We start from the raw sequence: 23,102 nt of genomic DNA, 5'->3' as shown, positions 1-23,102 counted from the left end.
AGCATGACGACACATATCGATCATCGCAGTGAAGACGCTAAGGTTGTGACGATTCATCGGTTCCGGTTCCGCGCGCTCCCTGCTTGAATGGAGACTCGACCGACCCGACTCCAGGAGACTCCCGATGTCCGAAGTCCAGCACGCCGCCCACCCGTCTTCCCACGCTTCGCACGCCGCGCCGCGCACGGCCGCCGCCCCGCTTCAGCTTCGCCAGGTCGCGGGCCGGATCGGCGCCGAGATCGCCGGCGTCCGGCTGTCCGGCACGCTCGACGATGCGACGTTCGACGCGATCCAGGCCGCGCTGCTGCGCCACAAGGTGCTGTTCTTCCGTGGCCAGCACCATCTCGACGACACCGCGCAGGAAGCGTTCGCGCGCCGCTTCGGCGATACGGTCGCCCACCCGACCGTGCCGTCCGTCGACGGCAGCGCGCACCTGCTCGAGCTCGATTCCGCGCACGGCGCGCGCGCCAATTCGTGGCACACCGACGTGACGTTCGTCGACGCGTACCCGAAGATCTCGATCCTGCGCGCGGTCGTGATTCCGCCGTTCGGCGGCGATACCGTGTGGGCCAACACGGCCGCCGCGTACGCGCACCTTCCCGACCCGCTGCGCGCACTCGCCGACACGCTGTGGGCGCTCCATACGAACGCATACGACTACGCGTCGACGCACGCGCAGGCCGACGATACGCAACTGAAGCGCTACCGCGAAGTGTTCACGTCGACCGTCTACGAAACCGAGCACCCGGTCGTGCGCGTGCATCCGCAAACCGGCGAGCGCACGCTCGTGCTCGGGCATTTCGTGCAGCGGCTCAAGGGGCTGTCGGCGCAGGATTCCGCGCACCTGCTGCAGGTATTCCACGAGCACGTGACGCGTCTCGAGAACACCGTGCGCTGGAACTGGCAGGAAGGCGACGTCGCGATCTGGGACAACCGCGCGACGCAGCACTACGCGATCAACGACTACGGCGATGCGCGCCGCGTCGTGCGCCGCGCGACCGTTCACGGCGACGTGCCGGTCGGCATCGACGGCCGCCGGAGCGTCGTGCTGAAGGGGCCGGGTGCGACGCTGCAATAACGCCCGCGCACCGCGGCGGCGCCATTCCGTGCGCGCCGCCGCGCCTGCCCCGTCATTCCATGCAGGACACCCAACCATGACCCTCCCGCCGCCGTGCCGACACTTGCACGCACAACGATGTCGGCCGTCCGCCCCGTTCACTTCCGCCAGGAGCGTCGCATGAGCGCCCTACCCGAACCCGCCGCCCGGCCGGTCGACGTGATTCCGCTGTCCGCCCATATCGGCGCGGAAATCCGCGGCGTCGACCTCACGCAACCGTTGACCACGCCGCAAATCTCGGCGATCCGCGCCGCGCTGCTGAAATGGCGCGTCATCTTCTTTCGCGAGCAATTCCTCACGCACGAGCAGCACGTCGCGTTCTCCGCGCAGTTCGGCGAGCCGACGGTCGGCCACCCGGTGTTCGGGCACGTCGACGGCCATCCTGCCGTCTATTCGATCGCGAAGCATCGCAAGGCGACGCGCTTCGAAGGCGAACCGGTGCGCCGGCCGTGGACCGGCTGGCACACCGACGTGACGGCCGCCGTCAACCCGCCGTGGGCGTCGATCCTGCGTGGCGTGACGATCCCGCCGTACGGCGGCGACACGCACTGGACCAACCTCGTGCGCGCCTACGAAACGCTGTCCGCGCCGCTGCGCGGCTTCGTCGACGGCTTGCGCGGCCTCCACCGCTTCACGCCGCCGGCCGGTGCGCGCGCGACCGGCGCGTTCGACGAGGCGGTCGAACGCCGTCCGCTCGTGACCGAGCATCCGCTGGTACGCGTGCATCCGGAGACCGGCGAACGCGCGCTGTACGTGAGCCCGAGCTTCCTGAAATCGATCGTCGGGCTCACGCCGCGCGAGAGCCAGGCGTTGCTCGAACTGCTGTGGGAACACGTGACGCGGCCGGAATTCACGATCCGCTTCAAGTGGGAACCGCGCAGCATCGCGTTCTGGGACAACCGCTCGACCGCGCATCTCGCGCCCGTCGACATCCTCGATCTCGACTTCGACCGCCAGCTCTATCGCACGACGCTCACCGGCGATGTGCCGGTCGGCCCCGACGGCCGGCCTTCGGTCGCGCTCGAAGGTTCGCCGGTCGAAGCCGCGGCGGCGGTCGCGCTCAACTAAACGAACGGCATCTGAACTGACGGCAGCCGGCGCGCACTGCATCGCGCCGGCCTTTCCCGTCACGCCGCGCGAACGAAAGCGCAGGCCGCGCGGCCCGTTCGTCAATCCAGCCAAACCCCGTCGAACCGGTGCCCGCCGAGCGGCGAGAACGTCAGCCCATGCACGCGTTTGGACACCGGCAGCGACACGATCGACGTCGCGATCGGCGTGAACGGCACCTGGTCCTTGAACACGACCTGCGCCTGTTCGTACAGCGCCGTGCGCTTCGCGACGTCCGCATTCGAGCGCGCCGCGTCCACCAGCCGCTCGAAATCCTGGTTGCACCACTTCGCGAGATTGCTGCCGTGCACCGCGTCGCAACCGAGCAGCGTGCCGAGCCAGTTGTCGGGGTCTCCGTTGTCGCCCGACCAGCCGTACAGGATCGCATCGTGCTGGCCGTCGTGCTTCGCGCGGCGGTTGTATTCACCCCATTCGTAGCTGACGATCTTCGCGCGCACGCCGATCTTCGCCCAGTCCTGCTGGATCAGTTGCGCCATCAGCTGCGCATTCGGGTTGTACGGGCGCTGCACGGGCATCGCCCACAGCGTCAGGTCGAAGCCGTTCGGGAACCCGGCCTGCGCGAGCAGCGCCCTGGCCGCGGCCGGATCGCGCGGCGCATCCTTCAGGCGCGGGTTGTAAGACCACTGCGAGGGCGGCATCGGGTTCGTCGCGATCTTCGCGTCGCCGTTGAAGACGGTCTTCACGATCGCCGTCTTGTCGATCGCGATGTCGAGCGCGCGCCGCACGTCGACGCGATCGAGCGGCGCATGCTGCGTGTTGTACGCGACGAAGCCGACGTTGAAGCCCATCCCCGAGAACAGCGCCAGCTTCGGGTCGCGCCGCACCGTATCGAGATCGGCCGGCCGCGGGAACACCGACACCTGGCACTCGTCGGCCACCAGCTTCTGCAGGCGCACGGCCGGATCGGGGGTGATCGCGAACACGAGCCGCGCGAGCTTCACGTCGTCCGGCTTCCAGTAGTCGGGGTTCGCGTCGTAGCGGATCAGCGCGTCCTTCTGGTACGTGCGCAGCAGGAACGGCCCCGTGCCGACCGGGAACTGGTTGATGTCGGCCTCGCGATGGCGCGCCGCGAGCTGCGACGCATATTCGGCCGACAGCACCGACGCGAACGCCATCGCGAGATTGCGCACGAACACGACGTCGGGCGTCTTCAGCACGAAGCGCACCGTGTAGTCGTCGATCTTCTCGATGCGCTCGACGTTGCGGTCGAAGCCGAGATCGCTGAAATACGGGAAGCTGACCGGATAGGCCTTGCGGAACGGGTCGTCCGGATCGAGCATGCGGCGGAACGTGAACACGACGTCGTCGGCCTGGAACGGCCGCGTCGGCTTGAACCACGCGGTCGTCTGGAATTTCACGCCGCGCCGCAAATGGAACGTGATCGTGCGCTGGTCGGGCGACACGTCCCAGCTCGTCGCGAGCGACGGTTCGAGATCGAGCGTGCCGCGCCTGAACTGCACGAGCCCGTTGTAGATCGTGTACGTGCTCGCGTCGAAATCGGTACTCGTCGTGTGCTGGCCCGGATCGAAGCCGGCCGGGCTGCCTTCGGCGCAGTACACGAGTGTCTTGCCCGCGGGCGCGGCGAGCGCGTGTGTCGCTGCGCCGGCAAGCAGCAGCGACGCGGCGATGCAGCGCAGCGCGACCACGGCATGCGATACGCCGCGCGTACGGCGCGCGGCTGACGAAACGAAAGAATGCTTCATGGTGGCGGACAGGAAGGATGGCTGTCATGCGAATGACGACGGCCGATCTTCGCGCGCATCCCGCCGATCGCTTACCAATTAATTCGGCGTTGCTTATCGTCGCGGATGCATCCCGCTGCCCGTGCATGAAAACGTCCGCGCGAGCGCCGGCGGATTGCCCGGCCGCGCTGTCGCGCCACCGCCTTCCGGCCCCCTGCAGATTCTCCCGAAATGGCGCATCGTATCGGTTGGCAAACGCCGGCACGGGCGCGCCGGGATCCGCCCGGCGCCGCCGCGCCGCCGATTCCTGGAGGACACACGATGTCGATCAGCCCCGATACGCCCTCTCGCCCGGTGAAGTCGCCGGGCCCCGATCATCCGATCACGGTCGAACCGCATCCGCGGCGCGTGGTGGTCACGGTGGCCGGCAAGGTCGTCGCCGATACGCGCCGCGCGCTGGCGCTGCGCGAGGCCAGCTATCCGGCCGTGCTCTACGTCCCGCGCGAAGACGCCGACCTGTCGCTGCTGCAACGCACGGACCATTCCACCTACTGCCCGTACAAGGGCGACTGCGCGTACTACTCGATCCCGGCCGGCGGCGAACGCGCGACCAATGCCGTGTGGACCTACGAGGATCCGTATCCGGCCGTCGAAGCGATTCGCGGGCACCTCGCGTTTTATCCGAATCGTGTCGACTCGATCGAGGAAAGCGCCGCCGGCACCGATTGAGCGCTGCTGATTTGCATATGCGCATTCATTGGTTGGCCGCCGGCCCGCGCGGCCGTATCGTCCTGAATCCGGCGCGGGCCGGCCCGTTGCGCGCGTCGCCCGCATCCGGCCCGGTCCTGCGCCGGCCGCGCCGCCTTCGCGCGCGGCCCGTGAACCCGCACGCAGGACGCTCCGATGAACGACACACCGCACGCAGACGTTGCAACCAACCCGGCGAACCCGCGCCGCCGCCAATGGCTGCAAGGCGCGGCCGCCGGGCTGGCCGGGCTCGCGCTCGGGCCGCTCGCGGCCCTGCCCGCGCAAGCTGACGACAACGGCACGCGGCTACGCATCGGCTTCCAGAAATACGGCAACTTCGTCGTGCTCAAGGCGCGCGGCACGCTCGAGAAGCGTCTCGCGAGCCAGGGCGTCGCGGTGCAATGGCTCGAATTCCCGGCCGGCCCGCAACTGCTCGAAGGGCTGAACGCCGGCGCGATCGACGTCGGCACGGTCGGTGAAACCCCGCCGATCTTCGCGCAGGCCGCCGGCGTCGAGTTCGTCTACATCGGCAACGAGCCGCCCGCGCCGCAGGGCGAGGCGATCGTCGTGCTGCCCGATTCGCCGATCCGCACCGTCGCGCAACTGCGCGGCAAGAAGGTCGCGTTCAACAAGGGCTCGAACGTCCACTACCTGCTCGTGAAGGCGCTCGAACTTGCGGGTCTCACGTATGCCGACATCCAGCCGATCTACCTGACGCCCGCCGACGCGCGCGCCGCGTTCGTGCAACGCAGCGTCGATGCGTGGGTGATCTGGGATCCGTACCTCGCGGCGGCCGAACGGCAGCTCGGCGCGCGTGTGGTCGCGAACGGCGACGGGCTCGTGCGCAACACGCAGTACTACCTCGCCGCGCGCAAGTATGCGGCTGCGCACCCGCAGGTGCTGCGCGCGCTGCTCGACGAAGTCGACGCAACCGATCGCTGGGCGCGCGATCATATTCCCGACGTCGCCGCGCAACTGTCGCCGCTCGTCGGCCTCGACGCGCCGACGCTCGAAGTCGCGCTCAAGCGCGCCGGGTACGGCGTGCAGCCGATCACCGACGCGACGGTCGCGTATCAGCAGAACATCGCCGACACGTTCAGCGCGTTGAAGCTGATTCCGGGCAAGCTGTCGGTCGCCAGCGCGCGCTGACACGTCACGACGCGGGCGCCGCGCCGATGCGCCGCCATTCGTCGTAGTCGGTGACGAGGCCCGCTTCGTCGATCGCGATATCGGCCGCATACGTGCCGCTCTCGTAGCGATACACATGTGGCGCCGTGTGCGTGTAGCGCTGCTCGCCGCGCACGATGTCGAAATCCGGAAAGCGCAGCCATGCGGTGCGGATCACGGCCGAATCGCCGACGGCCAGCGCCAGCCGCCGGATCGGCAGCGTATTGGTGGACGGACTGAAGCCGAGATCGATATCGGTCGCGCCCGCGAGCGCCGGTGCGTCGACGCCGTCGATCGTCCATTGCCCTGCGTCGCAGGCGATGTCCCGCTGCTGCGGTGGCATCGTGCCGACCCAACGGGTGACGCGCGCCGAGCGCGTGAGCCAGTCGGCGCCGCACGCGATCGCGTAGTCGATGCGAAACGGCGTGCCGTCGATCGCGCCCACCACCGAACCCGACAGGTCGATTCCCGTTCGCGACTCCACGAGCCGGCACCATTCGGCCGCCTGCCACGTCTGCACGACCTGCCATGCGACGCAGCGCGTGCGCAGGGCTTCGTTCTGTTGCGTCATGTCGTCGTCTCCTGTCGATCGCGCGGAAGGAAGCCGATTTTCGCTCACGACGCCGATGAACGCACGCGGCTTCGGCGACGGTATCCACTGCGCGGCAGTCGACATGCGCGCCGGCACCGGGCGCCCTCCGGCCGATAGTCAGTATCGGTTCAACGCACACCGTCGCGCCGACGCCGCTTTGGTACCATCCGTCGATCGGCAAAAATCGAACCGAAAGACAAAAGGCGCGACTTCATGGATTTGCTGGCGACGATGCGCATCTACGTCCGGGTCGTGGAGCGCGGCACGATGTCCGGTGCGGCGCGGGATCTCGACATGGGCCAACCGGCCGTCAGCGAGCGCATCGAGAAACTCGAAAAGCATCTCGGCACACGGCTGCTGATGCGCAGTGCGCGCACCCTTGCCTGCACGGAGGAAGGCCGCATCTTCTACGAACGCAGCAAGGCGCTGCTCGAGGCGGCGGACGACGCGGTCGCATCGGTCTCGAAGACGGAAAACGCGCTCGACGGCACGATCCGGCTCGCGGCGCCGCAATGCTTCGGCGAGGTCGTGCTTCCGGGCGTGCTGATGCATGTCCGCGCCGCGTATCCGCGGTTGCACGTCGACCTGGTGCTGAACGACGACATCGTCGATCCGGTCACGGAAGGCGTCGACATCTCGATCCGGGTCGGGCAACTCGGCGACGGCGGATTCGTCGCGCACCCGGTCGGCGAGGTCCGCCGCCTGCTCGTCGCCGCGCCGTCGTATCTCGACCGGTACGGCCCGATCGACACGAAGGCCGATCTCGCGAACCACCCGTTCATCCGTGTGAAAGGCGTCTTCGCCAGCGAACAGCTGCCGCTGCGGCGCGAAGGCAACGCGCTCGAATACGCGCGAATCCGGACGGTCATGACGACGAGCCACTGGCGCCCGATGTTCGACACGATCGTGGCCGGCGGCGGCATCGGCGTGATCCAGCAGCCGGCCTGCGTCGATGCGCTCGCGGCCGGCAAGCTCGTCGGGATCCTGCCGCAATACGAAGTCCCCGACTTCGCGCTCAATGTGCTCGTGCACGCGCAGCGGCCGCTGCCGCCGCGCGTGCGGGCCGTCGTCGACCTGCTGAAGCAGGACATCCCGCCGCTGCTGATTCGACCCGCCCGATAACGGCGGCGGCCGCCGCCCGCCATCACGCCTGCAGCGACTTCCCCGGCTCCTTCACGTGCGCATCGACTTCCATCTGGTAGAAGCGCGCGCTGACGAACCCGAACAGCGTCCAGCCCAGGAACACGCACAGGCCGCCGAGCATCAGCGCCTGCGCGCCCGAGCTGAACAGCGCATAGAAGCTGTACGCGGTGGCCACCATCGCGATCACGTTCGTCACCAGCGCCTTGCCCGGCGGCACCTTCGCGACCTTCTGGATCGTGATCAGCGCGGCCATCGACATCACGTAGGGCACGAGGTTCGTGACGACCGCCAGATCGACGATCTGCTGGAACTGGCTGCTCAGTTCCGGGCTGATCGTCATCAGCGCCAGCGCGACCTGCGCGACGAGCAGGATCACCATGCCGACGATCGGCGTGCCCGTGCGCGTCGCACGGGCGAACACCGGCAGGAAGTAGCCGACGTCCGCCGAACTCTTGAACACCTGCGCAACCGTGAACTGCCAGCCGAGCAGCGAGCCGATACACGCGATCACCATCAGCGCGGTGACGATCGTGCCGACGGTCGGCGTGAACATCGTCGCGAACGCGATGCCGAACGGTGCGTTCGATGCCGCGAGAATCGCGTTGGGCACGATCCCCGCGATCACGTTGGTCGACACGATGTAGAAGATCGCCGAAGCGATCGTGCCGCCGAGCACGGCGATCGGCACGTTGCGCTCCGGGTTCTCCACTGCGTCCGAGTTCGCGCACGCCGATTCGAGCCCGAGGAACGCCCACAGCGTCACCGCGATCGAGCCGCCGACGGCCGGCCCGAACGGCATATTGTGCGGATTCCACGCGGCGCCCCAGGTCGCGCCGCTAAACCAGAACCAGCCGATCAGCGACACGACGACGACCGGAATGATCACGCCCCACACGGTCACCGCGCCGATCCGGCCGGTGATGCGCGAGCCGCCGAAGTTCGCGACCGTCGTCAGCACGAGCAGGAAGATCGTCCACAGGCCCGTCTGCAGCGGCGACAGCGTCGCGTCGAACAGCACGGTGCCGTAGCCGACCGCCGTCACGCCGATCGCGACGTTGGCGATCACGAGCGACAGCCCGTACGTGTAGTTCGCCATGTAGTTGCCGGCCTTGCCGAACGCATATTCCGCGTAGCCGCCCATCCCGCCCGGCTTGCGGCTCAGCATCCCGCAGCGCGCGAACGCATACGCCAGCGCGAGCGAGCCGCCGGCCGTGACGATCCACGACAGCAGCGAGATCGTGCCGACCTGCGCGAGCTTCGACGGCAGCAGGATGATGCCGGAGCCCATCATGTTGACCGCCGTGAGGATGGTGAGCTGCCAGACATTCATCCGGTTCTTCGGCGCGGCCGCCGGGGCCGCGTCGGAAATACGCGCTGCGTTTTCCATGGTGTCGATCCTTCGTTGTGTGGCCGCCGCGCGGCCATTCGCCCGTTCGCCCGGTCGGGCGTTCACGCGCTCAGGCAGTACACGCGGTACGTGCCGTCCTCGACTTCCACGCCGTGCGTGTCGTGCGCGAAGCCCGGGAAACGCCGGTCGTATGCTTCGAGCGCCTTCAGGTAGCCGAGCACAGGGCCGCCGGCCGGCCCCGCGTTCTCGCCCGGCATCAGGAGCGGAATGCCGGGCGGATACGGCACGACGCCGGTGGCGACCGTGCGCCCGGCCAGCTCCTCGAGCGTGACCTGCTCGACGCGGCCCTGCACGAGATGCTCGTACGCGCGCACCGGGCTCATCTCCGGCTTCGGCAGGATCGAGAACGCCTCCGACATCAGCCGCGTCGTGCCGAGCTGCTCCATCGCCGCGAACATCGTGTCGGCCAGATCCTTCAGCCCCATGCCCGCATAACGCGAACCATGTTCCTTCGCGAGCGACGGGATCGCCATGTCGAGCGACAGGTTCGCGTCGTAGTCGCGCTTGAAGTCGCACAGCGCGCTGACGAGCGAGCCCCACTTGCCTTTCGTGATGCCGATCGAGAACAGGAACAGGATCGTGAAATCGGTCGTCTTCTCGACGACGATCCCGCGCGCGTCGAGATACGCGGTCACGACGCTCGCCGGGATGCCGACCGGCATCAGGCCGCCGGCCGGCGCGACGCCCGGCGTGACGATCGACACCTTGATCGGGTCGAGCATGCAGTAGCCGTCCTCGATATTGCCGAAGCCGTGCCATTGCGCGCCGGGGCGCAGCACCCAGCATGCCGGGTCGCTCGCGAGCAGCTCGGGCGGCGCATCGTGGAACGGCAGCGTGCGGCCCGTGCGCGCCTCGAGCACGGTGTCGGGCTGCCAGCATTCGAAGAACCAGTCGCCCTTCGCGCCGAATTCGCCGTTCATCCGCGCGATCATCTGCCGGAACGCGACGGCCTCCTCGATCGACTCGTGCGTCAGCGCGGCGCCGCCGGGGCCGTCCATCATCGCGGCCGCGACGTCGTTCGACGCGATGATCGCGTAGTTCGGCGACGTCGACGCGTGCATCATGAACGTTTCGTTGAACTGGCCATGCGGAATCGGGCTGCGGCCATCGCGCACATGGATGTACGACGCTTGCGACAGCGCGGTCAGCAGCTTGTGCGTCGACTGCGTCGCGAACACCGTGGGGCGGTCCGCGTGATGGTCGCGCGGGTCGCCGTGCATCGCATGGCGGTTGCGGTAGATCGGATTGAAACGCGCGTAGCCGTACCACGCTTCGTCGAAATGCAGGCGGTCGACGCTCGCGCCGAGCAGTTCCTCGACGCGCGCGACGTTGTAGCACAGGCCGTCGTAAGTCGAGTTCGTGATGATCGCGTGCTTCGGCTGGCGGTCGGCGAGCCCCGCCGCGAGCGGGTTCGACGCGATCGCCTCGCGGATCGCCACCTGCGTCAGGCGCTCGGACGCGATCGGCCCGATGATCCCGTAGCGGTTGCGCGTCGGCACGAGGTAAGTCGGGATCGCGCCCGACATCGTCATCGCATGCTCGGCCGACTTGTGGCAGTTGCGGTCGCACAGCGCGATCTGGTCGCGGCTGACGCTCGCCATCAGGATGATGCGGTTCGACGTCGACGAACCGTTCGTCACGTGATACGTGCGATGCGCGCCGAACACGCGCGCCGCGTAGCGTTCGCTTTCGCCGATCGGGCCCGAGTGATCGAGCAGCGAGCCAAGTTCGCCGACCGAGATCGACAGGTCGGAGCGGAACAGCGATTCACCGAAGTATTCGAAGAACGCGCGGCCGACCGGCGATTTCAGGAAGCCCGTGCCGCCCGTGTGGCCGGGCGTATGCCATGAGTATTCGTAGACGCGCGAGAATTTTGCGAGCGCGCTGAACATCGGCGGCAGCACGGTCGCGCGATAGCGTTCGATCGCCGCGTGGATGCGCCCGCCGATGAAGTCGGCCGTGTCCTCGAGCAGCCATACGAAATCGTCGACCTGGCCCATGACCGCGGCCGGCACCGACGACGCGACGCTGCGGTCGGCCAGCAGGAAGATCGGCACGTTGGCGTTGCGATGCCGGATCGCCTCGACCACGGCCTCGGACGGCCCGTGGCCATCCACGCCGAGATCCCAGTCGAGCAGCACGCACTGGATCGACGGATCGGAGCGGATCAGCACGATCGCATCGTCGGCGGATGTCGCCGTGAGCACGTCGATACCGCGTTGCACGAGCTCCGCGCTCAGCGTGCGGACCGCACGCCCGGCCGCGGTTTCCTGCGCGATTTCGTCGTCGACCAGCAGCGCACGCATGCCGAGACGACGAATGCCGCCGACAGAAGTATTCACGTTGTTGCCCTCGCTGTTCCGGTGCCTGGTTGGTGTTGTTCGTCTCACGGGCACCGGCATGAGACGCTAGCAATTCCGGTCTGATTCGCCATCCAATTCGGAGCCGACTATGCCATAGATGCTTTTCAACGAAAAGCTGACGAGTCGATCAAACCATCGGCGTCTTTCAAAACAGATTTCATGATTGGATCATTTTTATGTGCGCTGCAACACGCCAATTCCGCGATTATTTGATCATCCTCATCCTGCAATGAGATTGCCTTTTCCGGTCGATTGAATTCGCCATGTTTTGTTGCTACGATCGGCTGCGCCGCGCGCTGACCGGCGGCCGCCGCATCGCGCCGCACCAGGCTTCTTCGTGCGGCGCGCAGTCGGCATCCAGCATTCGCGGGAGCGTTTCAATCGGCTGCGGCGCATATCGAATTACGGAATGACGCGCCTGCGTGAATGCGGCGCCCGCTTCCGCCCAATTACCGGAGAGTTCGCGTGAGCCTGTTGAAAATCGCTGTCGAGCCGGCGCTGATTGGCGCCTTCCTCACCACGCACGAACAGGTCGACGTATTTCAGACCGATTTCACGAATATCGCGGCGATCGTCACCGGAATCGATTCGGCGCAAAGAATCCTGAATGCCGTCGAAAGAACCGGTTTTTCCATTCCGTTCTTCGTCGCGGTCGAGCCCGACCAGGAAGTGCCGCCGTCGATCCTGCCGAGCGCGAGCGGCGTGATCCAGCTCCGGCATGGCGGCCGCCACTACTACGGCCGGCAGATTTCCGCCGCCGCCGATATCTATAGCGAGAACCTGCTGCCGCCGTTCTTCAAGGTCATGCGCGAATACGTGCAGCGCGGCTACGTCGAGTTCGACTGCCCGGGCCACCAGGGCGGCCAGTTCTTCTCGAATCACCCGCTCGGCCGAATGTTCTTCGACTTCTTCGGCGAGACCCTTTTTCGTGCCGATCTCTGCAACGCGGACGTCCGGCTCGGCGACCTGCTGATTCACGAAGGCCCCGCGCTGGAAGCGCAGCGCAACGCCGCGCGGATCTACAACGCGGACAAGACCTGGTTCGTGCTGAACGGCACGTCGACGTCGAACAAGGTCGTCACGAGCGCGCTGCTCGCCCCCGACGATCTCGTGCTGTTCGACCGCAACAACCACAAGTCGGTGCACCTGGGCGCGCTCGTGCTGTCCGGCGCGCGGCCGGTCTACCTCGAGACCGCGCGCAACGCGTGGGGCCTCATCGGCGGCGTCGACAGCGCGGCGCTCGGCGAAGCGCGCATTCGCGACGCGATCCGCGACGTCGCGCCCGAGCGCGCCGACCTGCCGCGCCCGTTCCGGCTCGCGGTGATCCAGCTCGGCACCTACGACGGCACGATCTACAACGCGCGCGAGATCGTCGACCGGATCGGGCATCTGTGCGACTACATCCTGTTCGATTCGGCGTGGGTCGGCTACGAGCAGTTCATCCCGATGATGCAGGACTGCTCGCCGCTGATGCTGACGCTCGGCCCCGACGATCCCGGCATCTTCGTCACGCAGTCGGTGCACAAGCAGCAGGCCGGTTTCTCGCAGACGTCGCAGATCCACAAGAAGGACAGCCACATCGAAGGCCAGAAGCGCTTCTGCGATCACCGGCGCTTCAACAACGCGTACATGATCCATGCGTCGACGAGCCCGTTCTACCCGATGTTCGCGGCGCTCGACGTCAACGCGCAGATGCACGCGGGCCCGGCCGGCAAGCGCCTGTGGCGCGACTGCGTCGCGCACGGCGTCGATGCGCGCAAGCTGCTGCTCAAGACCTGCCGCCAGATCCGTCCGTTCGTTCCGCAGAACATCGACGGCCGCCCGTGGGCCGACTACCCGACCGAGCAGATCGTCGACGACCTGCGCTTCTTCCGCTTCCACCCGGCCGACACGTGGCACGGCTTCGAAGGCTATGCGGACGACCAGTACTTCGTCGATCCGTGCAAGCTGCTGCTGACGACGCCCGGCATCGATCGCGACACGCACGAATACGCGCCGTTCGGCGCGCCGGCGCCGATCCTTGCGCGCTACCTGCGCGAGCACGGCGTCGTGCCCGAGAAGGCCGACCTGTACACGATCCTGTTCCTGCTCACGCCGTCGGAGAGTTTCGGCAAGCTGCAGCACCTGGTCGCGCACCTCGCGCAGTTCGAACGGCATCTCGACCAGGACACGCCGCTGCGCGAAGCGATTCCGTCGCTGTGCGAAGCGTATCCGGAGCTGTACGGCAACATGCGCCTGCGGCAGTTGTGCCAGCGCATGCACGATTTCTACCGCAGCCACGACATGAAGCACCTGCAGAAGCAGATGTTCCGGCGCGCGCAGTTCCCGAAGCAGGCGATGCTGCCGCAGGCCGCGAATGCCGAACTGGTCCGCAACAACGTCGAGCTCGTCACGCTCGACCGCATCGAAGGCCGGATCGCGACCGAAGGCGCGCTGCCCTATCCGCCCGGCATCTTCTGCGTGGTGCCCGGCGAAGCGTGGGGCGGACCGGCGCTCGACTACTTCCGCGCGCTCGAAGCCGGGATCAACGCGCTACCGGGCTTCGAGCCGGAAATCCAGGGCGTTTATCTGCAAACCCTGCCGGACGGCACGAAGCAGGCTTCGGCGTACGTCGTGGCAGCCGGTGCCGACGCCTCACGCGCGTAACCCGGCCGGTGGCGGCGTGGCCCGTGCGGCAAACGGGGCGCGCTTCGTGAATGTGCCGCCTCGCCGATCTCGCGGTCGGCGTGTATCATCGCCGCCATCATGCCGATCCGTTCGCTCCGCCCGCTGCTGACCGCCGCCGCGCTCTCCGTCTCCGTTGCGTCACATGCGCAGCAGGTCGGCGTCGTCGCGTTCGGTGTCTACTACACGCCGAACACGCACCTGACGGCCGGCACATCGCTGCAGATCCTGCCGGACGACGACAAGGGTATCGCGCACTGCTGCGCCACGATTACCGGGCCGGCGAGCAAGCCGGCCAATCAGGTTTACGACAACCTGCACGACGACCGGAGCGAGGGTCGGACGATCGCCGCGTATGCACTGTCGCTGCCGAAGTCCGTGCCGGTGGACGCGAGCGGCTTCGGCATCGTCGGCACCGCCCGCTTCGTGCGTCAGGGTGCCCGCCCGGAAGCCGTACTCGACGGCGGTCTGCCACTCGCGTTCTCGATCTGCACGTCGATGGAAGGCACGCATTATCTCGGACGCAAGGTCGGCAACGGCAAGTTGCTCGTGCACCTGTATCAATACTTCGACGGCGACCTCGAGCCGACCTGCAAGGATCGCGACCTGAAGTAACGCGGTGCGGCATGCAAACGACAGCGTGCCGTCGCCTGCCTGCCGTCGAAGCGCCGCCGCGTCACCACGCCTGCCGGTAAATCTCCAGCGCGTCGGCCTCCGTCACCTCGCGCGGATTGTTCACGAGCAGGCGCGTCTGCAGCATCGCGTCCGACGCCATCCTCGGCAGGTCGGCCTCGCCGATGCCGACTTCGCGCAGCGTGCGCGGAATCCCCGTCGCGACGATCAGCCGGTCGATCTCGGCGATCAGCGCATGTGTCCGCGCTTCGTCGCTGCCCGTCGCCGAAGGCGCGACGATCGCCGCGAGTTCCGCATACAGCGGCGCGGCGGCCGGCGCGTTGAAGCGCAGCACATGAGGCAGCACGAGCGCGTTCGACAGCCCGTGCGGCACGTGGAAGATCCCGCCGACCGGATAGGCCAGCGCATGCACGGCCGCGACCGGCGCATTCGCGAACGCCTGCCCCGCGAACATCGCGCCGACCAGCATCGCCTCGCGCGCGTGCCGGTTGCGACCGTCGTCGCACGCCGCGAGCAGGTTGCGCGACAGCAGCGTCAGCGCGTGCACGGCCAGCATGTCGGACACCGGATTCTTCAGCCGCGCGGACGTATAGGCCTCGATCGCATGCACCATCGCGTCGATGCCCGTCGCGGCCGTCGCCGCGCGCGGCAGGCCGAGCGTCAGTTCGGCGTCGAGAATCGCGACATCCGCGAACAGGTGCGGCGACACGACGCCCATCTTGCGCGCCTCGCCGACCGTGACGATCGACACGGCCGTCACCTCGGATCCCGTGCCGGCCGTCGTCGGCATCTGCACGAGCGGCAGCCGCGCGCTCGCGACCTTGTCGACGCCGTACATGTCGGCCAGCGGCTGCTGCCCCGGCGCGAGCACCGCGATCAGCTTCGCGACGTCCATCGACGAACCGCCGCCCAGGCCGAGCACGATCTCGGCATCGGCCGCGACGGCCCGCTCGGTCGCTTCGAGCACCACGTGCTCGGGCGGATCGGCGATCACGTCGTCGATCACGGTGACCTGCCAGCCGTGCGCGGCGAGGCTCTCCAGCGCGGGTGCGAGCACGCCGCTGCGATGCAGGAATGCATCGGTGACGACGCACAGCCGCACGAGCGCCGGAAAGCGTTCGCGCAACAACGCGCCGAGCCGGCGCGCGGCGCCGAATTCGACGACCTGCGTCGGAACGGTACGGAATTGAAACGGGTTCATCGGGTGCCTCCCGGTGGCGTCGCCGTGCCGGTGTCCGGCTGCACCATGTAGCGCGACACGTCGCGGCGATCGAGCAACGGAATGATCGCTCCAACGCCGATCCGCTGGAAATGCGGCGTTTCCCGATGCGCGTCGAGCCCGTCCGCATCGCGGTAGCGCTCGAGGATCACGATATGGTCGGGGTTCTCCGGCGACCGGAAATACGCGTAGTCGAGATTCTTCGGCTCGGCGCGCGTGGCCGGGGCAAGCTCCGCGAGCAATTCGACCACGCGCTCGCCGTTGCCGGGCTTCGCAAAGTAATGCGCGATCACCTGCAGGTAGGGTTCGTTCATGCTGTGCTCCGTGTTCGACACAAGCCCGTCACGACGACGGGTCGAAATTCCACCATGCGCTGTCGCTCGTCGACACCGCGACCGCACCGTGCCGCCTCGCGCTGCGCACGTCGTCCGCGTTGCCGACGAAGCCCGACGCGACGATCGGCGGCAGCGCCTGCCGGTCGCCTTCGCTCAGGTGCGCGAGCATCGGCGCCGGCATCAGCTGCACGAGGTTCGGATCGCTCTGCTCGATCGCCTTCATGCTGCGCGGCCAGGTCGAACGGTCGGTCACGAACACCTTCTGCATCGTGATCAGCCCCGCGCGGTTGGCACGCTGGACCGTCGCGACGCGCGTCGACACGACGCTCGCGACGCCGATATCGGCCAGATACTCGACGCCGCCCTTGTCCTGCGACAGCCCGTCGCAACTGTCGATGTTGACGATCACGAACTTGCCGGCCCGGGCGAGCGCCGCGACCACCGCCTGCAGCCTGCGCAGGTCGACGTTCGCGACGATGCCGACCTCGGCCGCGCTGTCGATGAAGCTGTCGGCCTGCTCGGCACCGTACAGCGTGGCGATGACGGGATGACGGGCGAGACGCGCGCCCAACGACTTGTCCATGACGTTTACCGGTCGACGTACGGGCCGGTCTCGTCGCCGAGACCGAGCTTGCCGGGGTTGAGGATATGTTTCGGATCGAGCGCGCGCTTCACCGCCTGCAGCACCGGGAACGCCGTGCCCAGCGAATCGCGCATGTACGGCGCACGCAGCAGCCCGACGCCGTGGTGATGACTCAAAGCCGCATTGTATTGGATCAGCACCGCGTTCGCCGCGTCCCATGCCGCGCGGTACCACGCGGCCCGCTCGGCCACCGCGACGTCGCCGCGCAGCGAGAAATACAGGCACGCGCCGTCCGCATACGCATGCGACTGGTGCGCGGAGCCGGCCAGCGTGCCCGGCACGGCCTGCAGCGCGGCCACCACGTCGCGATAGATCGCCGCGAGGTCGCGCCAGCGGCCGCACATCTCCAGCGTATCGGCGACGAAGCCCGGGCTGCGCTTGAAGCCTTCCGCGCTCTTGCCGGTCAGGTAGCGCGTGTCGAGCCACTTCTCGAAGATCGCGTCGCCGTCGAGCTTGCGCCCGCTTTCCGCGCCCACGCGCGCGCCGATCTCCATCACCGCGTCGACGATCTCGCGCGCGCCCTCGTCGGCGATCAGCAGCACGTTCGTGTCGGGCAGACCGAACTGCACGCCGCTTTCGAGCGCATCGTAGAGCCGCAGCGCGGCCGGGTTCGCGCCGCGCTGCAGGATCTCGCGGCACGCGTCGAGGCCGGCCGAGAACGTGTCGAAGCCATACGCGATCGCGCGGCCGTAGTCGGGCAGCCGATGCAGCTTCAGGCGCGCGCGCACGATGATGCCGAGCGTTCCTTCACTGCCGATGAACAGTTGCTGCAGGTCGGGGCCGACCGCCGCGCGCGAATAGCCGCCGAGCGTGACGAGGCTGCCGTCCGCGAGTACCACGTCCATCCCGAACACCATGTCCTCGATCTTGCCGTAGCGCGTCGACAATTGCCCGGCGCCGCGGCACGCGATCCAGCCGCCCACCGTGCTGATCCCGAACGACGACGGCCAGTGCCCCATCGTCAGCCCGTGCTCGCGCTGCAGCGTTTCCTCGAACACGTCGCCGAACATCCCGGCCTCGACGTCGACGATCTGGCTCTCGGTGTCGACGCCGACCAGCCGGTTCAGCCCGCACACGTCGAGCACGATGCCGCCGCGCACCGGCAGCGCCGCGCCCGTCACGTTGCTGCGGCCGGCCGACGCCGTCACCGGAATCGCCGCCGCGTGCGCGATGCGCATCACGGCCTGCACCTGCTCGACCGTCGACACGCGCGCGACCACCGCGTGCGGCGTCGCGGGCCGGCCGCCCGTCTCCGCGACCATCGACGCGGCCCACCAGTCGCGCGTCCACGCGACGACGTCAGCCGGCTGCGCGAGCACCTCGTCGGCCACCGCGCGCAGCGCATCGACCTGCTGCGGCGATACCGCGACCGGCGCGCGCTGCATGCCGGCCCCGGCCGGCGCGCCGCCTGCCGCGGGCAGGTTCAGCGAGTATGGCGGCGGCGTATGCGCGCCGACGACGTAGTTGCCGCGGTTGTAGCCGCGCTTGATGGCTTCCTTGCTGATCATCCGTGTTCTCCCATGAGGATGGCTTTTTCGAGTGCGACGGCGGCGACGTAGTCGCGCACCTGGCTGGCGACGGCTGCATCGGACAGGCCGAGCTCCGCCTTGAGGATTTCCCCGACGCGCGGCGCCGCGCGCGCCGATGCATCACGCGCCATCAGCCGCGCACGGGTGCGGCGCGACAGCACGTCGTCGACGCTGCGCGCGAATTCGTGGCGCACCGCATAGAGCACTTCCGCTTCGCTGTACGGCAGCCCTTCGACGATCGGCGCGAGCAGCGACGGCGTCGCGTCGGCGAGATCGCCGACGAAGCGCGCCTCGGTGCCGTAGCGTTCGCCGAGATGCGCGGCGAGCCCGCCCGACGCGACGATCGCCTGCGGGTCGTAGCCGGCCGCGCCGAGCAGGTACGCCGATTTCGTGCGGCAGCGCGTGCGGCGGCCGAGCAGTTTGCCGACCGTATCGATCGTCTGCTCGGCCATGTGCCGCGACGTCGTCAGCTTGCCGCCGACGATCGTCACGAGCCCGTCCGGCGCGACCCGGATCTCGTGATTGCGCTTCATCTCGATCGTCTTGCCGCCGGGCGGACCGACGAGCGGCCGGCATCCGGCGATGCTGCCGACCACGTCGTCCGCGCTCAGGTCGACCTTCAACGCGGAACGCGCGCCTTCGAGCAGGAAATCGAGCTCCTGCCGCGTGCAGTGCACGTCGTCGAGATCGCCGTCGTAGTCCTCGTCGGTCGTGCCGAGATACGACACGTTGCCCCAGCGCGTGATCGTCGCGCGGCGATTGCGGCCCGGCACGGGGATCGTCACCGTGCAGTCGTTGCGGATCTTCAGCCACGGGATCGCGACGTGCACGCCCTTCGCGGGCCGCACCTGCAACGCGGCCGTATCGCCCTGGCGCGCGCCGGTCCAGTCGCGCAGCCAGACGCCAGTCGCCATCACGACCACGCGCGCACGCACGCGCCGCTCGCGGCCGTCGGCCTGCACGATCGCGCCGTCCACCTTGCCGTGGCCGTCGCGCGTCAGCTCGACCACGCGCGCGTGATTCGCCACCGCCGCGCCGTGAAACGCGGCCGTGCGCACGAGGTTCAGCGTCAGGCGCGCATCGTCGACCCGCGCGTCGAAGTACAGGAAGCCGCCCGTCAGGTAGGTCTCGTTGAAGGTCGGGCAATGCGACAGCACCTCGGCCTTCGTCAGCTTCTGGTGCAGGATGCCCTCGCGCCAGCCGCCGGCGATGTCGTAGGTCCACAGCAGGCTTTCGAAGGCTTTCGCGAGACGCGGGTCGAACACGCCCTCGCGCTCCATCACCGGGAACAGGAACGGCAGCCGCTGCACGAGGTGGCGCGCATTGCGCCGCAGCCGCTGCCGTTCGAGCAGCGAATGGCGCACGAGCCCGAGATTGCCCTGCTCGATATAGCGCAGCCCGCCGTGCACCATCTTCGACGATTTCGACGACGTGCCCGACGCGAAATCGCTCTTCTCGACGAGCGCGACGCGCAGCCCGCGCAGGCTCGCATCGAACGCCGCATACGCGCCCGTCACGCCGCCGCCGACGATCAGCACGTCGAACGAGTCCGTCTCGAGTCGCGCCAGATGCTCGTCGCGGTTCACGCGCAGCGGCTCGGTGCCCGTCATGCCGGCCCGGTCCGTCCGCGGTTTTCTGGAAGGCAAAAACATCATGCTGGTCGTTCTCCGTGCTTACGCGTGAGCGAAATCGGCCGCGTGCGCGAGCTCGGATGCGATCCGCGCATGCCAGGCCGCGCGCCGGCGCTGCCGGCCGTCCGCATCGATCGAGGGTTCGAAAACGGCGTCGGTGACAAGCGTCGCGCGGGCCGCGTCGAGCGAATCCCACAGCAGCCCCGATGCGCCGGCGAGAAACGCCGCGCCGCGCAGGCTCGCGCGGTCGCCTTCGCGCATCCGGCGCACAGGCACGCCGCTCACGTCGGCCTGGATCTGCAGCAGCGTGTCGCTGCCCGCGAGGCCGCCGCCGACGATCAGCTCGGACACGTCGGCCCGCGCGACGGCCTGGTTGGCCTCCATGCACGACGCGACCGAATGCGCGATGCCTTCGAGCACCGCATACGCGACCTCGGCCTGCGTCGTCGCGATCGAGATGCCCGACAGCAATGCGCGCGCGTTCGGCTCCATCCGCGGCACGCGCAGGCCGGTGAGTGCCGGCACGAACGTCACGCCGCGCGCCGACTGCACGGTGCCGGCCAGCGCGCTGATCTGCGCGGGATCGTCGAACCAGCGCAGTTTTTCGCACACCCAGCGCAGCGCCGAGCCCGTCGTCGCGACGAAGGTTTCGAGCGAGTAATGCGACACGCCGTCGTGCCGCCGCGCGGTCATCGCCAGCGTGCCGTCGTGCGCGTGACCGGGTTGTGCGTGCGATCCGGCGTCGGGACGCACCGTCCCCGTCAGCAGGTCGACGAAGCTGCCGGTGCCGTGCACGCACATCGCCTGGCCGCGTTCGACGCAGCCCAGGCCGACCGCACCCGCGAACTGGTCGCCCGCGCACGCGAGGATCGGTACGTCGATGCCGAGCACGTCCTCGCGCGTGCGGCCGAACGCGTCGGCGTCCTCGCGCAGCGCGGGCAACAGTTCGCGCGGAAAGCCGAGCGCGTCGAGCCACGGATCGAAATAGCGGTGTTCTCCGAGCAGGTACGCGCTGGCGGAGGTCGCGTTGGTCGGCGTCGTCACGCATTCGCGCGCATCCGACAGATGCCACAGCAACCATGTATCGATCGTGCCGAATGCAAGACAGCCGGCGCGATGCGCGTCGGCCACCGCGTGCGACGTGCGCAACTGGTGCACGGCCCACAGATACGGCGAGCGCACGCCCGCCGGCCGGCCGACCTGCGGCACGAGCACACGGTCCCAGTCGGCCGCGAGACGGTCGAGCTCGGCCGCATGGCGCGTGTCCTGCCAGACCATCGCGGGCGCGAGCGCACGTCCGGTCCGCGTATCCCACAGCACGGCAGTCGCGCGCTGCGTCGCGAGCGCCAGCGCGACGATACGCACGCCCTGTCCGTGCGCATGCGCAAGCGTCGCGCGGCAGACCGTGAGCGTCTTGTCGAGGATCGCGTTCGCGTCCTGTTCGACGACACCGGGCCGCGGGCTCTCGACCGACAGCGGCAGGTATTCCAGGCACGACACGTGTCCGCTCGCGTCGACGAGCGCGGCGCGCGTGCCGGACGTGCCTTCGTCGATGGCGAGAATGGCGTTTCGGGATTCGGTCATCGCTGCGTTTTCTCGATGGCGGGTTTCAGGAAGGCCGACGCGGCGCGCGCGTCGTCGCCGAAGTGCGGCGCGTCGGGTTCGTTGTCGGGATTGATCGTCGTGCGCGTCGGATCCCAGCGGATCGCGAAGCAGATCGCGCTCGCGATGCACGGCACGATCGCAAGGATCAGGAACGTGTGCTCGAGGCCATAGCGCGCGCGAAACAGCGGAAAGACCAGCAGGCCGAGCGCCGCGCCGATCGAGCCGAGCGCGCCGACGATGCCGTTCGCGCCCGCGCGCAGTTCGCCGCGAAACGACAGCGACGACAGGCTCTTGCCGTTCGCGCCGGGGCCGGCCGAGTGGAACAGGATGAACAGCGACGGCACGACCACCGACAGCCATAGCGGCATGCGCGCATGGAACAGCCCGAGCGCGACCAGCATCGCGCAGACCGCCGCGAAACCGATCGCCGACGCGCGACGCAGGCCGACGCGACGGCCGACCGCCGGCGACGAGAAGCCGCCCACGATCCCGAACAGGTTGAACACGAGCGCGCCGAGCGTCGCGTAGACGAAGTCCTTGCCGAACAGCGCGGCGCTGATCAGCGGCAGATACCAGCCGATCGCGAAGTATTCGATCGACTGGCCGATCTGCACGGTCGCGGCCAGGATCGTGCGCGGCAGGTAGACGCCACGGAAGATCAACAGCATGTTCGCGAGGCCGCGCGTGGCCGCATTGACGATCGGCGTGCGTTCATGCGCCGGCGCGGCGACGAAGGCCTGCCCGTAGATACGCGTCATCGCGCGTGCCGCGTCGTCGAGACGTTCCTTGCGCGCGAGCCAGATCGGGCTTTCGACGAGGAACGCGCATTGCAGCGCGAGGATCGCGACGCCGAACACCGCGGTGGCCGCCACCGAGTAACGCCAGATCGAATCGCCGACCTGCCACGCATGGAACAGCAGCGCGAGCAGCAGGTTCAGGCAGACGGCCGTGTACCACATGCCCTGCCAGGTATTGAGCCGGCTCTTCAGGCGGCCCGGCGTGAACTCCGCGAGCATCGCCATCGCGATCGCGAAGTCGATCCCGTACGCCATCCCGACGAAGAAGCGGCCGGCGAGAATCGTATTGAAATCCGGTGCGAACACCACCAGCAGCGCACCGATCACCGACAACAGCTTCGCGGCGATCAGCGGCCGCACGCGCCCCCACCGGTCGGCCATCCAGCCGCCGATCGGGTTGAACGCGATCGCGACCCACGACGCGAACGACGTCATCCACGCGACCTGCGCGGCCGACAGATGCAATTCGTGCGTCATCGGCCCGAGGCCGGCGCTCAATGCCGAGTTGGAAAATGCGTCGAGAAACAGCCCGCCGAGCGACAGCCACCAGACGAGCCCCGCCCTGCCCGCGATACCGGGGCGCGCGTCGAGAAAGGAGATGACGTCTTCAATGCCATGAAGCTTGACCGCGATCGTTCGCACAATCGGCCTCCGTATATTTGTTCTGTAAGAGGCTCGACATTGCAGATGCGATCGACG

19 protein-coding genes are annotated in these 23,102 nt (G+C 68.2%); 7 read left to right on the top strand and 12 right to left on the bottom strand.

Going from position 1 to position 23,102, the window contains the following annotated elements; all coding sequences use genetic code 11:
* Nucleotides 1–124 precede the first annotated feature (124 nt).
* Both BFF94_RS02390 and BFF94_RS02385 read left to right on the top strand, forming a co-directional pair.
* Nucleotides 125–1,078: a TauD/TfdA dioxygenase family protein gene (locus BFF94_RS02390; protein WP_128851359.1), complete on the top strand. Its 954-nt coding sequence runs from the start codon at nucleotides 125–127 to the stop codon at nucleotides 1,076–1,078.
* 159 nt (nucleotides 1,079–1,237) lie between these two features.
* Nucleotides 1,238–2,185 (top strand): TauD/TfdA dioxygenase family protein, encoded by a 948-nt coding sequence (locus BFF94_RS02385; RefSeq protein ID WP_128851357.1) that lies wholly within the window; start codon nucleotides 1,238–1,240, stop codon nucleotides 2,183–2,185.
* Between the two features lie 101 nt (nucleotides 2,186–2,286).
* On the opposite strand, the gene BFF94_RS02380 is transcribed toward BFF94_RS02385, so the two are convergent.
* The gene (locus BFF94_RS02380) at nucleotides 2,287–3,948 is read right to left on the bottom strand and encodes an ABC transporter substrate-binding protein (RefSeq protein ID WP_219138932.1); all 1,662 of its coding nucleotides are present in this window, start codon (nucleotides 3,946–3,948) and stop codon (nucleotides 2,287–2,289) included.
* A gap of 300 nt (nucleotides 3,949–4,248) precedes the next feature.
* Between BFF94_RS02380 and BFF94_RS02375 the strand changes: the two genes are divergently transcribed.
* Nucleotides 4,249–4,656: a DUF427 domain-containing protein gene (locus BFF94_RS02375; RefSeq protein WP_128851355.1), complete on the top strand. Its 408-nt coding sequence runs from the start codon at nucleotides 4,249–4,251 to the stop codon at nucleotides 4,654–4,656.
* A gap of 174 nt (nucleotides 4,657–4,830) precedes the next feature.
* Nucleotides 4,831–5,823 carry a sulfonate ABC transporter substrate-binding protein gene (locus BFF94_RS02370; protein WP_128842646.1) on the top strand — a complete coding sequence of 331 codons (993 nt, stop codon included), beginning with the start codon at nucleotides 4,831–4,833 and terminating at the stop codon, nucleotides 5,821–5,823.
* 4 nt (nucleotides 5,824–5,827) lie between these two features.
* On the opposite strand, the gene BFF94_RS02365 is transcribed toward BFF94_RS02370, so the two are convergent.
* The gene (locus BFF94_RS02365; protein WP_128842647.1) at nucleotides 5,828–6,412 is read right to left on the bottom strand and encodes a putative glycolipid-binding domain-containing protein; all 585 of its coding nucleotides are present in this window, start codon (nucleotides 6,410–6,412) and stop codon (nucleotides 5,828–5,830) included.
* A 234-nt stretch (nucleotides 6,413–6,646) separates the two neighbouring features.
* Between BFF94_RS02365 and BFF94_RS02360 the strand changes: the two genes are divergently transcribed.
* On the top strand, nucleotides 6,647–7,555 hold the full coding sequence (locus BFF94_RS02360; RefSeq protein ID WP_128842648.1) for a LysR family transcriptional regulator: 909 nt from the start codon (nucleotides 6,647–6,649) through the stop codon (nucleotides 7,553–7,555).
* Nucleotides 7,556–7,577: 22 nt separating this feature from the next.
* Here BFF94_RS02360 and potE read toward each other — a convergent pair whose 3' ends face one another.
* The 3 genes from potE to BFF94_RS02345 form a co-directional block, all read right to left on the bottom strand.
* Nucleotides 7,578–8,963 (bottom strand): putrescine-ornithine antiporter, encoded by a 1,386-nt coding sequence (gene potE, locus BFF94_RS02355; protein WP_128842649.1) that lies wholly within the window; start codon nucleotides 8,961–8,963, stop codon nucleotides 7,578–7,580.
* Between the two features lie 62 nt (nucleotides 8,964–9,025).
* Complete coding sequence (locus tag BFF94_RS02350) at nucleotides 9,026–11,326, bottom strand: Orn/Lys/Arg family decarboxylase (protein WP_504740281.1); 2,301 nt, start codon at nucleotides 11,324–11,326, stop codon at nucleotides 9,026–9,028.
* 125 nt (nucleotides 11,327–11,451) lie between these two features.
* The gene (locus BFF94_RS02345) at nucleotides 11,452–11,673 is read right to left on the bottom strand and encodes a hypothetical protein (protein ID WP_246637205.1); all 222 of its coding nucleotides are present in this window, start codon (nucleotides 11,671–11,673) and stop codon (nucleotides 11,452–11,454) included.
* Between the two features lie 139 nt (nucleotides 11,674–11,812).
* On the opposite strand from BFF94_RS02345, the gene BFF94_RS02340 reads away from it, so the two are divergent.
* The gene (locus BFF94_RS02340; RefSeq protein ID WP_128842650.1) at nucleotides 11,813–13,993 is read left to right on the top strand and encodes an ornithine decarboxylase; all 2,181 of its coding nucleotides are present in this window, start codon (nucleotides 11,813–11,815) and stop codon (nucleotides 13,991–13,993) included.
* 99 nt (nucleotides 13,994–14,092) lie between these two features.
* Entirely contained in the window at nucleotides 14,093–14,626 is a 534-nt protein-coding gene (locus tag BFF94_RS02335) for a hypothetical protein (RefSeq protein ID WP_128842651.1), read from the top strand.
* 61 nt (nucleotides 14,627–14,687) lie between these two features.
* On the opposite strand, the gene BFF94_RS02330 is transcribed toward BFF94_RS02335, so the two are convergent.
* The 7 genes from BFF94_RS02330 to BFF94_RS02300 are packed head-to-tail and all read right to left on the bottom strand — an operon-like array spanning nucleotide 14,688 to nucleotide 23,045.
* Complete coding sequence (locus BFF94_RS02330; RefSeq protein ID WP_128842652.1) at nucleotides 14,688–15,845, bottom strand: iron-containing alcohol dehydrogenase; 1,158 nt, start codon at nucleotides 15,843–15,845, stop codon at nucleotides 14,688–14,690.
* Nucleotides 15,842–16,177 (bottom strand): putative quinol monooxygenase, encoded by a 336-nt coding sequence (locus tag BFF94_RS02325; RefSeq protein ID WP_128842653.1) that lies wholly within the window; start codon nucleotides 16,175–16,177, stop codon nucleotides 15,842–15,844. Before BFF94_RS02325 ends, BFF94_RS02330 begins: the two co-directional genes overlap by 4 nt.
* Before the next feature lie 28 nt (nucleotides 16,178–16,205).
* The gene (locus tag BFF94_RS02320) at nucleotides 16,206–16,781 is read right to left on the bottom strand and encodes a glycerol-3-phosphate responsive antiterminator (protein WP_128842654.1); all 576 of its coding nucleotides are present in this window, start codon (nucleotides 16,779–16,781) and stop codon (nucleotides 16,206–16,208) included.
* Nucleotides 16,782–16,786: 5 nt separating this feature from the next.
* Entirely contained in the window at nucleotides 16,787–18,349 is a 1,563-nt protein-coding gene (locus tag BFF94_RS02315; RefSeq protein WP_219138931.1) for an FAD-binding oxidoreductase, read from the bottom strand.
* Nucleotides 18,346–20,025, bottom strand: coding sequence for a glycerol-3-phosphate dehydrogenase/oxidase (locus tag BFF94_RS02310; RefSeq protein ID WP_219138930.1), 1,680 nt, complete (start codon nucleotides 20,023–20,025; stop codon nucleotides 18,346–18,348). Before BFF94_RS02310 ends, BFF94_RS02315 begins: the two co-directional genes overlap by 4 nt.
* Before the next feature lie 18 nt (nucleotides 20,026–20,043).
* Nucleotides 20,044–21,585 (bottom strand): FGGY family carbohydrate kinase, encoded by a 1,542-nt coding sequence (locus BFF94_RS02305; RefSeq protein ID WP_128845125.1) that lies wholly within the window; start codon nucleotides 21,583–21,585, stop codon nucleotides 20,044–20,046.
* Nucleotides 21,582–23,045 carry an MFS transporter gene (locus tag BFF94_RS02300; protein ID WP_128845127.1) on the bottom strand — a complete coding sequence of 488 codons (1,464 nt, stop codon included), beginning with the start codon at nucleotides 23,043–23,045 and terminating at the stop codon, nucleotides 21,582–21,584. The genes BFF94_RS02305 and BFF94_RS02300 overlap by 4 nt, the downstream gene beginning before the upstream one ends.
* Nucleotides 23,046–23,102 lie beyond the last annotated feature (57 nt).

The sequence above is a fragment of the Burkholderia catarinensis genome, from assembly GCF_001883705.2.
GTDB lineage: Bacteria > Pseudomonadota > Gammaproteobacteria > Burkholderiales > Burkholderiaceae > Burkholderia > Burkholderia catarinensis.
This window is presented reverse-complemented; position numbering and strand designations above follow the sequence as displayed.

Coding starts and splice junctions, on each gene's coding strand:
- BFF94_RS02320 (WP_128842654.1), bottom strand. CDS start 16,781: ATGGACAAGTCGTTGGGCGCGCGTCTCGCCCGTCATCCCGTCATCGCC.
- BFF94_RS02385 (WP_128851357.1), top strand. CDS start 1,238: ATGAGCGCCCTACCCGAACCCGCCGCCCGGCCGGTCGACGTGATTCCG.
- BFF94_RS02330 (WP_128842652.1), bottom strand. CDS start 15,845: ATGAACCCGTTTCAATTCCGTACCGTTCCGACGCAGGTCGTCGAATTC.
- BFF94_RS02315 (WP_219138931.1), bottom strand. CDS start 18,349: ATGATCAGCAAGGAAGCCATCAAGCGCGGCTACAACCGCGGCAACTAC.
- potE (WP_128842649.1), bottom strand. CDS start 8,963: ATGGAAAACGCAGCGCGTATTTCCGACGCGGCCCCGGCGGCCGCGCCG.
- BFF94_RS02360 (WP_128842648.1), top strand. CDS start 6,647: ATGGATTTGCTGGCGACGATGCGCATCTACGTCCGGGTCGTGGAGCGC.
- BFF94_RS02390 (WP_128851359.1), top strand. CDS start 125: ATGTCCGAAGTCCAGCACGCCGCCCACCCGTCTTCCCACGCTTCGCAC.
- BFF94_RS02370 (WP_128842646.1), top strand. CDS start 4,831: ATGAACGACACACCGCACGCAGACGTTGCAACCAACCCGGCGAACCCG.
- BFF94_RS02380 (WP_219138932.1), bottom strand. CDS start 3,948: ATGAAGCATTCTTTCGTTTCGTCAGCCGCGCGCCGTACGCGCGGCGTA.
- BFF94_RS02375 (WP_128851355.1), top strand. CDS start 4,249: ATGTCGATCAGCCCCGATACGCCCTCTCGCCCGGTGAAGTCGCCGGGC.
- BFF94_RS02310 (WP_219138930.1), bottom strand. CDS start 20,025: ATGATGTTTTTGCCTTCCAGAAAACCGCGGACGGACCGGGCCGGCATG.
- BFF94_RS02365 (WP_128842647.1), bottom strand. CDS start 6,412: ATGACGCAACAGAACGAAGCCCTGCGCACGCGCTGCGTCGCATGGCAG.
- BFF94_RS02305 (WP_128845125.1), bottom strand. CDS start 21,585: ATGACCGAATCCCGAAACGCCATTCTCGCCATCGACGAAGGCACGTCC.
- BFF94_RS02325 (WP_128842653.1), bottom strand. CDS start 16,177: ATGAACGAACCCTACCTGCAGGTGATCGCGCATTACTTTGCGAAGCCC.
- BFF94_RS02335 (WP_128842651.1), top strand. CDS start 14,093: ATGCCGATCCGTTCGCTCCGCCCGCTGCTGACCGCCGCCGCGCTCTCC.